Origin of the sequence: Shewanella sp. CAL98-MNA-CIBAN-0140 (assembly GCF_040309905.1) — a bacterium.
GTDB classification, from domain to species: domain Bacteria; phylum Pseudomonadota; class Gammaproteobacteria; order Enterobacterales; family Shewanellaceae; genus Shewanella; species Shewanella psychromarinicola.
On sequence record NZ_JBEOPI010000044.1, the window covers coordinates 1 to 14,091 of the forward strand.

General features: G+C 43.0%; 15 protein-coding genes. All 15 read right to left on the reverse strand.

Annotated features, from left to right (window positions below):
* Window positions 1–27: 27 nt before the first annotated feature.
* The 15 genes from AAEY93_RS17800 to AAEY93_RS17870 all read right to left on the reverse strand — a co-directional run bounded on the left by AAEY93_RS17800 (window position 28) and on the right by AAEY93_RS17870 (window position 14,070).
* Window positions 28–534, reverse strand: a complete 507-nt coding sequence (locus AAEY93_RS17800; protein WP_502959564.1) for a DUF8692 domain-containing protein — start codon at window positions 532–534, stop codon at window positions 28–30.
* Window positions 535–1,152: 618 nt separating this feature from the next.
* Window positions 1,153–1,326, reverse strand: a complete 174-nt coding sequence (locus AAEY93_RS17805) for a hypothetical protein (RefSeq protein ID WP_232772110.1) — start codon at window positions 1,324–1,326, stop codon at window positions 1,153–1,155.
* Between the two features lie 334 nt (window positions 1,327–1,660).
* Window positions 1,661–2,344 (reverse strand): hypothetical protein, encoded by a 684-nt coding sequence (locus AAEY93_RS17810; protein WP_351078759.1) that lies wholly within the window; start codon window positions 2,342–2,344, stop codon window positions 1,661–1,663.
* A gap of 148 nt (window positions 2,345–2,492) precedes the next feature.
* Window positions 2,493–2,882 carry a septal ring lytic transglycosylase RlpA family protein gene (locus tag AAEY93_RS17815; RefSeq protein ID WP_101033546.1) on the reverse strand — a complete coding sequence of 130 codons (390 nt, stop codon included), beginning with the start codon at window positions 2,880–2,882 and terminating at the stop codon, window positions 2,493–2,495.
* Between the two features lie 771 nt (window positions 2,883–3,653).
* Complete coding sequence (locus AAEY93_RS17820) at window positions 3,654–3,908, reverse strand: DUF5676 family membrane protein (RefSeq protein WP_101033544.1); 255 nt, start codon at window positions 3,906–3,908, stop codon at window positions 3,654–3,656.
* Window positions 3,909–4,011: 103 nt separating this feature from the next.
* On the reverse strand, window positions 4,012–4,407 hold the full coding sequence (locus AAEY93_RS17825; protein ID WP_101033542.1) for a cupin domain-containing protein: 396 nt from the start codon (window positions 4,405–4,407) through the stop codon (window positions 4,012–4,014).
* 148 nt (window positions 4,408–4,555) lie between these two features.
* Entirely contained in the window at window positions 4,556–4,894 is a 339-nt protein-coding gene (locus AAEY93_RS17830) for a TraR/DksA family transcriptional regulator (protein WP_101033540.1), read from the reverse strand.
* 132 nt (window positions 4,895–5,026) lie between these two features.
* Window positions 5,027–5,230, reverse strand: coding sequence for a hypothetical protein (locus AAEY93_RS17835; protein ID WP_335688679.1), 204 nt, complete (start codon window positions 5,228–5,230; stop codon window positions 5,027–5,029).
* A 294-nt stretch (window positions 5,231–5,524) separates the two neighbouring features.
* Window positions 5,525–7,231: a BCCT family transporter gene (locus AAEY93_RS17840; RefSeq protein ID WP_351078765.1), complete on the reverse strand. Its 1,707-nt coding sequence runs from the start codon at window positions 7,229–7,231 to the stop codon at window positions 5,525–5,527.
* A 448-nt stretch (window positions 7,232–7,679) separates the two neighbouring features.
* The gene (locus AAEY93_RS17845; protein ID WP_351078768.1) at window positions 7,680–7,886 is read right to left on the reverse strand and encodes a hypothetical protein; all 207 of its coding nucleotides are present in this window, start codon (window positions 7,884–7,886) and stop codon (window positions 7,680–7,682) included.
* Between the two features lie 8 nt (window positions 7,887–7,894).
* On the reverse strand, window positions 7,895–8,302 hold the full coding sequence (locus AAEY93_RS17850; RefSeq protein WP_101033532.1) for a VOC family protein: 408 nt from the start codon (window positions 8,300–8,302) through the stop codon (window positions 7,895–7,897).
* 1,020 nt (window positions 8,303–9,322) lie between these two features.
* The gene (locus AAEY93_RS17855) at window positions 9,323–10,339 is read right to left on the reverse strand and encodes a formate dehydrogenase subunit gamma (RefSeq protein WP_351078772.1); all 1,017 of its coding nucleotides are present in this window, start codon (window positions 10,337–10,339) and stop codon (window positions 9,323–9,325) included.
* A 48-nt stretch (window positions 10,340–10,387) separates the two neighbouring features.
* Entirely contained in the window at window positions 10,388–10,984 is a 597-nt protein-coding gene (gene fdh3B / locus AAEY93_RS17860; RefSeq protein WP_101033528.1) for a formate dehydrogenase FDH3 subunit beta, read from the reverse strand.
* Between the two features lie 25 nt (window positions 10,985–11,009).
* A complete protein-coding gene (locus AAEY93_RS17865; protein WP_124013016.1) occupies window positions 11,010–13,859 on the reverse strand; it encodes a formate dehydrogenase subunit alpha in 2,850 nt (949 codons plus the stop codon).
* Window positions 13,860–13,875: 16 nt separating this feature from the next.
* Window positions 13,876–14,070, reverse strand: coding sequence for a formate dehydrogenase (locus tag AAEY93_RS17870; RefSeq protein ID WP_101033523.1), 195 nt, complete (start codon window positions 14,068–14,070; stop codon window positions 13,876–13,878).
* Between the last annotated feature and the right edge of the window lie 21 nt (window positions 14,071–14,091).

Below are 14,091 nucleotides of genomic sequence, written 5' to 3' on the forward strand. Positions count from 1 at the left end.
AAAATTAATTTTGAAAGCCTGCTGGCTCTAGCTTGCTCTATAATTTGGCTGCCAATGTGAAAGATCAACAGCCCCTAACGCCAACAATAAAAAATAGTAATTTGTTTTCAAAATAAGCGATCTAAAAGTGAGTAGATAAGCCGATACCGCAACGCCCAGAATCAGGTAGACCACCTTTTCATTCAATCCAAGATACTGAGATACTAATGAGTCATGAAATTGGAATAAATCGTCAAGCATCAAATAAAGCGTCAATAGGGCTGAATAATATAAAAAATTAACTATCTCTCTTTGGTTGCTATGGCGAAGCACCCTTGCCATAAAAAAGCATATTGACACGACCGCGCACCACAGAAGAATGCCCAGACTTGAAAGAAACCCAGAAAGAGGATGGATGTTACCTATCGCGGCAACATCTCGCGTCATAAGAGGAATATCAACGTCAAAAATAAAGCTCATCTCCGCTACCACTACTAATGCAGATATAGAAGCAATAAAAGTAAATAACAATTGTCTACTAGGTATTTTTTTCATCACAGAAATCTCCATTTTCTAGTAAGCCTAACGCCGATGCTCAACGGCACCGGCTGTGAGGGCGCTGTAATCTCAACGTATCATTCCGACGAGAAGACAAACCCGTAAAAAGAATAGACTATGCCATCACCTTCTGCTTCATCAATCCGATCGTTATAAATTAGCTTGTCCTCTACCGCATCAACAGACTCATCCTAAACCTTGGATGATATATTGATCCTGATATACGCTAGGCGTTCATCGACACGCTCTGAAAAATTATTGCCCCATCCAATTATTTAAAGTGTCAAGCTAGGGCGCCATCGGAACGACTTATATAAGCCCATCTTTTCTAATGAAATAACATTGCTTCTTTGTACATTTATTACGCTAGTTTTTTTTACGACAGTCTTTTACGATTATTTAAACGTACAAATTGAACTGGAGTTATCAATAAATGGAGTGTAGACAGAAAAATATAAGTCATACGGCTGATTCAACTTAGCAGAAGATACTTGATATCAATCAAATAGAAATGGGATTACTGGTTTCAGGTATTATAGATAGAATACACCGCCAAGGTTGGCAATTTGAAGCGCCGTTTTCGATCTAAATGCTCACTGTACTCAGTTAATGCCGTCAAGCCCTAACCGCACCGTTAAATAAACGCCCCAAATCGATGATAATGTTCAGCCTGTTCTCTACTGGGATGTTGAGCCTATCTAGAATGGGTTGGCTGCTTGAGCTTTTATCTTCACAGATAATTCGGCCCGTATCGTCTACCAGCACAATGTAGCCTTTGACGCTAAACATGAAGCTAACCATCTTGGGTGGCAATGCTTTGCTGTGGCAATGCGTTAATGTTTTGTTCGAGATGTTACCGACTATCATAATGGCTCAATGATAGACACCAGGCGAGATCTGTTTTAGAAACGACACTCAATCGTAAAATTGAGTCGGTTCATTGATGTGGAAACACGTAGTAATTCCGTCTAACAGACAACATTCGGCGTTGACGCTTAGATCTATATATTTTAGTACTGTGACGCGGGGATATTGTCACCCATGACCTCCCTCTGGGAGATATGGGTTAGATAGGCCTAGTCATTTCAATAAAAATGGATACCTCTAGCTATAAGTCATTTCCCTATGGGGGTAAATACCCACGGCCGTTTTTAGCTAAATTACTCACACCTACAGTCTCGTCATTTAGCGCGCTGCCGTAATTATCACGACAATGAACACAAGGGCTCATTTTGTTGACGAAGCGGCCTTTTTTAGTATATTTTCTCAAATAAGCATGTGAAATCTCGACATTCTGTCGATCTAGTCCAATAGCATCGCCCAATTTTTGCCTCAAATCACTTACCGCGACATCTTCAGCACACATGTTGTCATTTGCACACCCCCAACCTATAGTTTCCTTGCTGGGATCGCTGTGTAAATATCTAGCCGCAACCCAAGGACCACCGTGGTAACCCGTTGGCTTGCCATCAGGAAAATTAGAGGGCCTATTTGCCTGCTCGTAGGCTATGAGTTCAAGCTTGTCTATTGGGGCGCGATCGCAGAGAGTATCGTGAAACGCTGGGCGCGCTGTGGTTACAAAATAATTATGATTGTGACTGATTTTTAAATCACGACAATAGTGTGAATCTTCAACGTTGTTTATGCTTTCTATCTCAGCTACGGCATCACTGCAGGCTACTATTTTGTCACCCACATTGAGATCTACAGCCTTTATCCAAGCCTCAGCAATAAGGTAAAAACGATGTTCTTCTACAACAAGCATCGACGTTTTTAATTCACCAATAGAATATTCAATCTCTATCATATCTTTAGCAACACTTCTCAATATCAGTTCAATCGGGTTAAGTTAAAGCGCTACAAACGTGGAATTAATAACCTTACATATCAATGGCTTGTTATGAAAACCCCACTAATAAAGGCTAAACCAAGCCATATAATGCAATCGCTATGTGCTACCGGGCTATTTCTATTTTAACGTTAATTACACCATTAGATATATTGCCAATACTGCTGAAAGCAGACTTTGAAAGATCAATGATGCGTCCTTTAACAAATGGGCCACGATCATTGATTTTAACGATAACGCTTTTACCATTATTGGTATTGGTAACTTTTACATTTGAACCAAAGGGTAAATCTCTATGCGCGGCTGTTTTTTGATTGTGCTTATATAGATCACCGCTAGCTGTTTTTCTGTTTTGATATCTATCTGCATAGAATGAGGCTTGTCCAGACTCAGTGAAGCCTATCCAGTTGTCACCAGCACCAGGCTGAATCGAAGTACAACCTGCTAAAATACAGGAAAACGTTAAAAACTGAATTTTTCGTGAAATGGCTACCATTTTTTGTCTTTTAGTGTGTTCACATAACGAGCCTGAAGAATAACTCGTTTTGTTGTCATTTAATCATGTCATAAACACTAACTGACTTTGAATAGTGATTCAAATGAAACCGCTATTTTCATTGATCATTACGCTGAACACCATTTTGGTATCCTAGAAAGGGTTTCGGTGGGGTTATCGGTGAGCAATTTGGCAAACTATTACCTTGACGTTCTGCCAATTCAGGCTTGTGTTAACTTTTTAATATTACCAACGAGACAATAAATCTGCCATTAGGTATTCACTGTTTGTTGGCCGAATGAAAGCTACAGCCAGCCATGGTTATCATCAATAACATAGCCTCTTTCATCAGCATTCACATTAAGCGAAACAGGCAAGTGATGGCTCCCCGCTCATTAACAAGAGTGCATACGCACGGGTGTCAATCACAAAGATAATCGCGAGTTCAAGAATGCGTGGATAAGCCCCATCGCGGCGATGCTCATATTATCAGTTGTCATATTGTCAGTTGTCATATTGTCAGTTGTCACATTATCAGTTGTCATATTATCGATATCACACAGCAATGCTTACCCACAACACCTGAACAGCTGTGGCAACTTTCCATCTGCCGGGAGAAGGCGAGTTATCCAAACCCACTATCGTTTGTCTTGCACTGACCAATATCAGTTACCATTGAAGAAAGGTAATAACAGACTAATGCTTTACTATCCGCCAACACTAATAGGCGTCCATGTTTATTTGAAAATCACGGTTATTTTAACATCATGTTTATTTTAACATATTATAGATAACGGCTACTAACCATACACTTATGCCAGCAACACCCGACCAAGCAATTAGACCGATAAAGAAACCAGACCACGTTAGAGTCCAATTCATATCCGATAAATTAGCATGCACCATGTGCCCCGAGATTAACATCATAGGTTCCGGAAAAAAATGTACCGTGGCGCTACAAATAACCCAAAGTAATGCAAAAGAAATTGCTGCGGAAATTGCCATTGTTGTGGGTTTTATACTCATAGCTTCCTTTAATATCGCTAGGGTTAAGTTGAGTTAAAAAACATAATACTTTATGTAGAGGCAACATGTAATTGACGAATATAGTGTCCCTGTTTAATTTTTGTTATGTCTCGACTGGGCACTCAGTGCTATGTTCTGTTGGTTGTGGCGTTATCGTCATCACCTTAACTCCGTCCGGTGATTCAAAGCGATGCCAAATCCCCTTTGGAATGACTAATATTTGACCCGATGATAATTCGTTACGCTGTTGTTGATGTTGGTTTAATAAAATCAAGGTTGTTTCACCACCTAACACCTGAACGAATTCGTCACCATTAAGGTGCCTTTCCCACTCACTAAAACCAGAGTAATGAGCCACGTATATTCCGCCATCTCTATATTCTGATAACAAAGTAAAAGCATCTTTTGCTTCATCGGCAGTCGTTTCAGCTGTTCTATTTTTGAGAAACTTAACTTTCGACAACGCATCTTTAATTGTGATTGCTATAGATTTAGACACTTACGGGATCCTTGTAGCTATATAATGGCTTAATAACTGGCGAAAAATAGTGGCCTAAACGTGATCGTAACGAAAATAGTCCGCGGTTTTAAGTCCTGTTGATTAACGTATTAAAGATAAATCTATCAATCAAAGGTCACTCTATCAATCACTTATCTGCACACTTGATGCATAGCGAGTAAGACGGGTCCACCTCTAGTCTGCGGATGTTTATCTCTTCCCCACAGGTGAGGCAAAAGCCAAAATCATCAGCGGCAATTCGGCGCAACGCGCCCTCAATGCTTAAGATCTGATGTTCACGCCGCACTTTTGCTTCAATCGCCATGCTTTGCGCACGCATCGCATCCATTCGGCTTAGCCTACCAACGGCCGATTGATCCAGTTCCACGGCCTTTGCTGCGTCATCAGACGTGCTGCTTAGGCTCATGAGTTCAGACCGCAGTTGCAGCAACTGCTGTTTGAAATGTTTGATTTGCGTTTCGTCCATCTGCGTATGCACTCCGTTCTATCGCATTAATAACTGGCGAAAAATTGTGGACTAAACTTGAGCGTAGCAAAAATAACCCGCGGTGTTTAATCCAGTTGATTAACGTGTTTATTCAAGACTGGCAAATCAAAGCTAATAATGACCCATTCCCATGCCTAAGCCATGAAAAACACTCCCAAAAAGCATGCCTAAAATCATAAAAATAAACGACAAAATGATAAAGGCTGGAATTGAAGCGATGGCAAGTTTGACGAGGAAAATGACCATCGACATAAATGGCATTTTTATATCAACAATAGTGACTTGTTGTTTTTCATTACTTTGTATCTCTGACATATCAGCTCCTGGCCAATGGTATTATTTTAGACTTAATGTTTCATAGGTTTCGCACAAACCCAAGAAATACAAAATGACATTTTCTGTCGACATAAAATCGGCTAAATCGCATCAGCGGTGTTTTATTTTCAACAAGGTGTAAGTTGAATGTATTCAATCACCCACAATCTTGATTGGCATAATTTAATTCAACCAAAAAAACATTTTTCAATGCCTAATAAAAGCTGTAAAGACAATAATTGCAGCACTGAGAACAAAGGTAAAAAGCTAATAAATAATTGACCAACAAAGCAGCTAGTTACGAACTTTTTCCCCTTCTTCATGTTCTACAGCTTCTCCAACATCAGCGTCTTCTGTAGGTTCTGGCGCCGAGGGGTGAGCATTTTCTTCCGCCTGTCGCGCGGCTTCTCTTTCGGACTCTCGTAACAACATCGACTCAATCCGCTCATGCAAAAGGTTGTCATTTTTTTGCCTTCGCTGCCATTCCAAAGACAAATCTCGATAAAGCGAATAAGCCATTAACACCATCAGCAGCATAAAAGGAAAAGCCGTCACAATAGAGATCGTCCGCAGCCCCAGCAGCCCCCCACTAAGCAGCAGCACGCCCGCCATCAGTAATTGCAACACACCCCATAAAATACGCACAAAGCGGGTAGGATTAAGAACACCTTTAGACGTAAACATACCCAACACGAAAGTAGCCGAATCTGCAGATGTCACCACAAACATAGACACCAAAAGAACCGCAACAATCGCCGCATAAAAGCCACCGGGTAATTGATCTAGCATGGCATAGAGCCCTGCGGGCACTTCCTGCGCCACTGCCGCAGCGATACCCGCGTTTTCGAACAGCTCAAAATAAATAGCGGAGCCGCCAAAGGTAGAAAACCAGAGCATACTCAATAGCACTGGCACAATCATAACGCCTAAAACAAACTCCCGAATAGTGCGTCCCTGAGAAATACGGGCAATAAAGCTGCCGACAAAAGGTGCCCAACTAAGGCCCCAAGCCCAATAAAAAATGGTCCATTCTTGCACCCAATGCGCACTAGAATATGGCGTCGTTACCAAACTCATCTGGATGATATTACCCACGTATTCGCCCATAGTTTGGGTCAATTCACTGAAGATAAAAGCCGTAGGCCCAAGCATTAAAACAAACAGCAATAGACCTGCAGCCAACACCATATTGGCATTACTCAAGTAACGTATGCCGCGATTTAATGGCGTCATGGCTGACAGTATGAACAACGAGCCGAGTCCGGCAATGATCAGTAACTGGGGCGTGATGCCGTAAGGCATACCAGAGAGCCGAGACAGACCACTATTAATCTGTAACGCCCCCAGCCCGAGCGTCGTTGCCACACCAAAAATAGTAGAAAGCACCGCCAAAATATCAATCGCATTTCCCCAACCGCCATCGACACGGTCTCCCAACAAGGGCCGAAAAGTTTCGCTAATTAAACCACGACTGTTGTGACGAAACCTCACATAGGCAATGGCCAGCCCCACCACCGTAAAGTTGGCCCACTGATGCAGGCCCCAATGAAAAAAGGCATAACGCATACCCGTCTGCGCAGCTTCTACCGAGCCTGGCGCGCCTATTCCTAAAGGCGGTGAACTAAGATGAAGTATCGGCTCTGCTACCCCCCAAAAGACCAAACCAACCCCCATTCCACCGGAGAAGATCATCGCCAGCCAGCTGCTAAAACTAAATTCAGGAGGTTCATCATCAAGACCAAGGCGAATAATGCCGAATCGAGAAAAAGCCAAGCCCAAAGTAAAGAGCACAAAACCGCTACTGGTCAGAAGATACAACCAACCAAAATTGCTCGTCGTCGCATTCAATGCTTTCTGTGCCAACCTTTGTGTTTCATCAGGATCGACAGCCGCAACCGTCAAAAAGGCAACAATCAGAAATATTGATAGATAAAAAACCACCCCCACATCCCCAAGCAGTCGATTTACCCAGCACTTAAGCTTTCCTACGCCACTCCACATACTACTCCTTAACCTTCTGGCTATTCACAAGCAGCTAAGTTAAGCCATCCATTGTTATAATCGGTAACATTAGCGACAAATTAAACTAAGCCATTCATTGTTATAGTATTCAACATAGTCTCTTTCAGCATTCATTACGATAGTCTTCGATTATTCCAGTTGATAAATTGGGAATATTGTTTAGCAGATTGAGCATTATGAAGTGAGAGGAAGATGAAAAATGAAGGAAATAGCGGATTTAACCCGGCAATATAAGCTTGATATCAATCAAGCTAAATAGGCACACAAAATAGAATGGTTAGGTGTTAAGCACACCATCAGCAAGCTAAACCTAGCCATAGTTATCCTCATTTTCCTGCAAATAAAGTAAACTAAAGACTAGACCAATGTTTATTATTTACTGACAGCTCAATATTATAAGTAATAGTACAACGTGAGTTACAGCTTCTTAGTCATCGGTTTTTACTTTACTCTTTGTCGCTTTATCGCCCATAGCTTGCATTTCTTTCACTGCTTTTAGGCGACATACCGCCAGTTGCTCTAAACGCATCGTTTTAATGGCCGCAAGTGGATCATCAACCGGATTGCCTCGCTGCGACATAGCGTACTCAAAGCTATTATCAACGGGATTATCAACATTATTTTTAGTTGCCATCGTTGTACCTATGGAAGTTGTGTCAATTCAATAACATTTTTATCTGGATCGCGAATGAAAATAGATGTTTTACCATCACCAAAGGTAACGGGTCCTTCAGTAACGACTAATCCAATAGACTCTAGGTACTGTTTCGCGTTTACAGCAGAGTTAACTTCTAATGCATAATGCGTATAACCAGGATATTTGTTTTCAACATCCATTAGTACGTTCTTCTGATTATTATCATTGCTACCGCTATCCAAGAGATTTATTTCTACTCCACTGTCATGTTTCAGTACCACAACATGCTCTTTCGAGTCTTGCCTAGTTACCGAAAACCCCAGTTTTTCATAAAATCTGATCGCTCTATCAAACTCCATTACTCGAATACCAACATGATCAAGACTCATTATCTTCATGATTTTATTTCTCATTTTAGGGTCTAACGCCCTGCTAATAAGTGAACCAAGTGCTGGCGGGCGATTTGCTCAGCAAACGGCATAACAGCCTTAGTGAATATGAATTTAGCAGCGTGTTATATTTATTTTCGGCCAATGACTATTGGTGATATAAATGCAAAAACTAGGATCAAACGCCCGCTAATTAAAAGAGGCCTGAGTAAATGACCTTTCCTCGATAGCTTTCATCCTTGAGCAAACTGTAATCTGCTTCTAGTATAAACACCATAAACTTATCAGAGTTACTGATGGGTTTATTTTTGATAAGTTGAAGGTTTCCCCGTTCAAGCCAAACTTCGGAGGGGCAGACTCCAAGAGATTTAAAACACGTTTAGCCACCACCAAATACTATAAAGCCAAAGGAAACATCGAAAGACAGAGTAATGGCCAAATTGCGGTAATAAATTCACTCAAATGATCCCATCCTTAGAAACCTAACGTTCTAGTATTTATGCGTTGCGCTGTTTGCGATGCATACATTGCTTATTGGATTTGGCCGATGCCACAGCCACATTAATCGGTAACGCCTTACTTAGCGTAAGATGCTATAGAAATTTGCTTTTTGTCGGTAGTTTTTTGCACAAAAACTCGGCTAATCGTTTTTTCTGATGACATCTTTTAAGCTAGGCTTTGAGCTGTTTCATCACTTTCTATTGTCCTGTTACTGTACTGCATCATAATTTTCCTGCGTAATGATGTGCGCTGTCGTCTCAGCTAATTGTGTATTAACTAAGCACGCCGTTTCATAGGGCACACCACTCAATTTTACGCATTTAACCCGACAGCCTCAGAACAAGCTTCACGCTCGACTATTTTTAATAGCGAGATTAATCCCATAAACGGTAACCGCCCAGTTTCACATTGCGGGCAACACCAAAATGCTATTGACCCCCCCCCCCCTTAGAAAGAACCTAAACAAAAAAACACCTTGTTAGTTACCCAACAAGGTGTTTTATTTCGGCAATATACGAGTGTGTTAACACCAGTATGACTGCTTTACTCTTTGTATTTTAACGAACCATCTGCTTTGATTTCGTCGTACCACATATTGTGGTGCTGCGAAGCCCAGTTTTCGTCGCAATAGCCTGACACCATATTCTCCATACTACCTTCACTGAGTACGGTCGCCATCCAAATATGCACTATGGTAAACGCGATTAAAATTACTGCACTTACGCCATGCACAAGGAGTGCGAGCATTGACAGCTCACGTGGTAAATCGAGCAGGGGAAATACTAAGATTATCCCTGTGGCACTGATGCTAAGACCGAAAATAGCTAAGGTCCAGAACCACATTTTTTCACCCGCATTGGCAAACCCACTGTCTGGGTGCTTGCCTTTAAATGGGCCAAAGTTAATGTAACCACCGACCAATAAAAACCATTTCAAGTCATACATTTTGAAGGTTTGTAGTGGCATCCACTTGATGATGCACAACAGCCAAGACACCATAAAAATGGGGCTAGACCAATCATGGGAAAACTTACTAAAGGCGATGACCCCCGCCCAAATGCCGTCACCGACATAAGGGGCTAAGACATGCCGCCCAAGCATAATGACCAATCCAGTTAGCATCATGATTAGGCAAGATATCGCCATCGTCCAATGTAACCAAAGATCACTTTTGCTCCAGCGAAGTACCATTTTACCCGAAAAGCCTTTACTCAGTGTTGATGGACCATTGACTAAGTAAAACACTAAAAAGGCCGCAAAAACCCCTATAACGGCTAAACCAAGTGCGGGTTTTAGGTAAGTATTTCGCAATATCTTACCTTCATTACCCGCGACATTAATCAGCACATCAGCATCAAGACCTTTGTCTGTACTGTATCCTGGTTCGCCGGCTTTTACTGCGCGCCAGAGATCTGCATCACTGGTTTTAGACTTTGCTTGTTGCTGACTTGATTGTTCATCGGCGGCATACACCGGCGACATAACCAATCCCAATCCCATACACAGAACCAACAGAGCAAACATCCTGCGCAGTGATTTGTTTAACGTTAAAGTTAACATTGTCACTCCTTATATGACTGCGATAATTATCGCAGCCATTGCTCTGGGTTAGATCATTTCGCCTGTTTTAGGATTGTAGCCCCAAATCACATTTGGATTACCACGAGCGGCCATACGTTGACGGTAAATATCAGACACTATGCCTGCATCACCGGCCAACAACGCTTTGGTTGAACAAAGCTCAGCACACATGGGTAATTTGCCTTCTGCAATACGGTTAGAACCGTATTTTAAGCGCTCGGCTTCTGAATGATCTTCTTCTGGGCCACCCGCACAGAAAGTACACTTATCCATTTTGCCACGGCTACCAAATGCACTCTTTTGAGGGAACTGTGGTGCGCCAAATGGGCAAGCATAGAAGCAATAGCCACAACCGATACACGTATCTTTGTTATGCAGCACAATGCCGTCTTCGGTACGGTAGAAACAGTCGGCCGGACATACCGCCATACAAGGTGCATCGGTACAATGCATACATGCGACTGAGATTGACGCTTCTCCAGGAACGCCGTCGTTAAGTGTCACCACGCGGCGACGTTGAATACCCCACTCTAAAGCAGAGTCGTTTTCGTTTTTACATGCTGTGACGCAACCGTTACACTCGATGCAGCGTTTGGTGTCACACAGAAATTTCATGACTGCCATGATGGCTTATCTCCTCATCAAGTGTTTAGGCTTTGCTTATCTGACACAAGCTAGCTTTGGTCTCTTGCATTTGCGTGACGACGTCATAACCATAAGTCATGACGGTATTGGCAGCTTCGCCAATCACGTAAGGCACAGTACCCTCTGGGTAGTTTTCGGCTAAACTCTTGCCTTCAAACACACCCGCGAAGTGGTATGGCATAAAACATTCACCCGCAATAACACGCGGTGTCACCATTGCCTTAACGGTAATTTTGGCACCTTCTGGACTGTGGACAAACACATCATCGCCATCACGTAAACCGCGATCTGCAGCATCTGCTGGGTTGATCTCGATAAACATTTCTTGCTGTAGTTCAGCAAGCCATGGGTTACAACGGGTTTCTTCACCACCACCTTCGAACTCAACCAAACGTCCGGTTGTTACTGCAAGAGGGAAGTCTTTAGCAAAGTCTTTCTCTTGAATAGACTTATAAAGTGTTGGTAGACGAGCCACCATACGATCTTCATAAGTTGGATACTTAGCCACTAAGTCACGACGAGGGGTATATAACGGCTCGCGATGAATCGGGATATCATCCGGGAAGTTCCAAACAACACAACGCGCTTTAGCGTTACCGTAAGGCATACAACCATGCTTGATTGCCACGCGCTGAATACCACCAGAAATATCAGTCTTCCAGTTTTTACCTTCAGCATGAACTTTTTCTTCAGCAGTTAGGTCATCCCACCAGCCAAGCTGTTTAAGCATGTCTGCAGTAAACTCTGGGTAACCATCTTCGATTTCACTACCTTTTGAGAAAGAACCTTCAGCAAGAATGTTAGTACCATTATGCTCAACACCATAACGAGCACGGAAGTTACCGCCACCGAATTTAACTTCGCGGTCAGTGCGATACAAGATTTGCGAACCTGGATGTTTCATTTCTGGGGTGCCCCAACATGGCCAAGGTAAACCATAAGTTTCGCCTTTAGCTGGGCCGCCAGGTGCTTCAAGTGAGTTAATGTCGAAAGTGCCCCAGTTTTCTTGGTGCATTTTCAAACGTTCAGGACTTTGGCCAGTGTAACCAATGGTCCACATACCTCTGTTGAACTCACGTGTCATATCTTCAATCAACGGCTCATCGCCATTCACTTTAATATGCTTACAGAATTCAGCATCAATGCCCCACTTCTTCGCCAGCTTGTACATGATCACATGGTCAGGCTTAGACTCGAATAATGGTTCAATGACTTGGCTACGCCACTGTAGTGAACGGTTTGAAGCAGATACTGAACCGTAAGTTTCAAACTGAGTTGACGCAGGTAATAAATACACGCCATCTTGGCGTTCGTGCATAACACCGGCCATTGTTGGGAAAGGATCCACAACAACGACTGTGTCCATTTTATTCAATGCTTCACGCACTTCACGGCCACGGGTTTCGGTGTTAACAGATTGACCCCAGAAGAATGCCATACGAATGTTATCTTTCTGTGCAATCTTAGATTTATCTTCCAGTACACCATCATGCCAACGAGAACATGGGATACCTGTAGACGTCATCGGATCTTGCTCTAAATGCTGCTCTTGGTCGAAACGGTTTTTAACCCAATCAAAGTCTAAGTCCCAAACGTTACACCAATGGCCCCATGAGCCGGAGGTTAAGCCGTAGTAACCTGGTAACGTATCGAACAATAGACCAAAGTCAGTTGCACCTTGAACGTTATCGTGACCACGGAAAATGTTAGTACCGCCACCAGAAACACCCATATTACCTAGCGCTAACTGAAGGATACAGTATGCACGAGTGTTAGCATTACCAATGTGATGTTGAGTACCACCCATACACCAAACCACTGTACCTGGCTTAGTTTCTGCAAGCAGTTTCGCTACACGATACATTTGCTTTTCAGGTACGCCAGCAACATGTTCAACTTCTTGTGGGTTCCACTTCTTCACTTCCTCACGGATACGTTCCATACCGTATACACGTTGGTCGATGAACGTTTGATCTTCCCAGCCATTTTCAAAAATATGCCACAATAATCCGTAAATGTAAGGAATATCCGTACCAGGACGAATATGCACGAACTCGTCAGACTTAGCTGCAGTTCGGGTAAAACGAGGGTCGACAACGATAATTTTCGCGCCGCGCTCTTTACCTTCAAGGATGTGTTGCATAGCAACTGGATGAGCTTCACAAGGATTCGAACCGATGAACATCATCGCTTTCGAGTTACGAATATCATTAAATGAGTTCGTTTGCGCACCGTAACCCCAAGTGTTTGCAACACCGGCTACCGTGGTAGAGTGACAAATACGTGCAGAGTGGTCGACGTTGTTCGTGCCCCACATTGCCGCTAATTTGCGGTACATATAAGCTTGTTCATTTGAGAACTTAGCACTACCCATAAAGTAAACTGAATCAGGACCAGACTCTTGACGGATATCAAGGGCTCGTTGACCAACTTCTTCAATCGCTTGTTCCCAAGAAAGTTTTTTCCACTTTCCTCCTTCAAGTTTCATTGGATATTTAAGACGTTTTTCACCATGACCATGCTCGCGCAATGCCGCGCCTTTGGCACAATGTCCACCAGCGTTAAATGGATGATCGAACGCAGGCTCTTGCCCTGTCCACACGCCATTTTGAACTTCGGCATAAACACCACAACCAACCGAGCAATGTGAACAAATAGTCCGTATTACTTCTGTTGGTGCATCATGGGGTACATCTTTCGCTTCAGCTTTACGCATCATTCCAGCGCCAAGCATTGAAGCCGCAGCAATTCCACCCGTTGCCAAACTGGCAGACTTGAGGAATTGACGTCGGTTGAGACCTAGGCCTAACTTTTCAGCTTTGGCGGCCGTGTCTGTTTTGCGGGTTAATCGCATCACACACTCTCCTTTGTTATTTTCTTAACGAAGCATAGTAGTTAAGGATATGCTCAGTTTCGCGATAGTTACTGCTCGTAGGCTCTGCAGACGGTTTAGTGACTTGCGCAAGTGCGGGTGCACTGACACTGGCCACAGCACCTGCCGCACTGCCGAGCGCTAATGCTTTTAGCATTTGACGACGACCCATGTCGGAAGCTTGCTTCTTCATATTGTCTCCTTGTTGATAAAA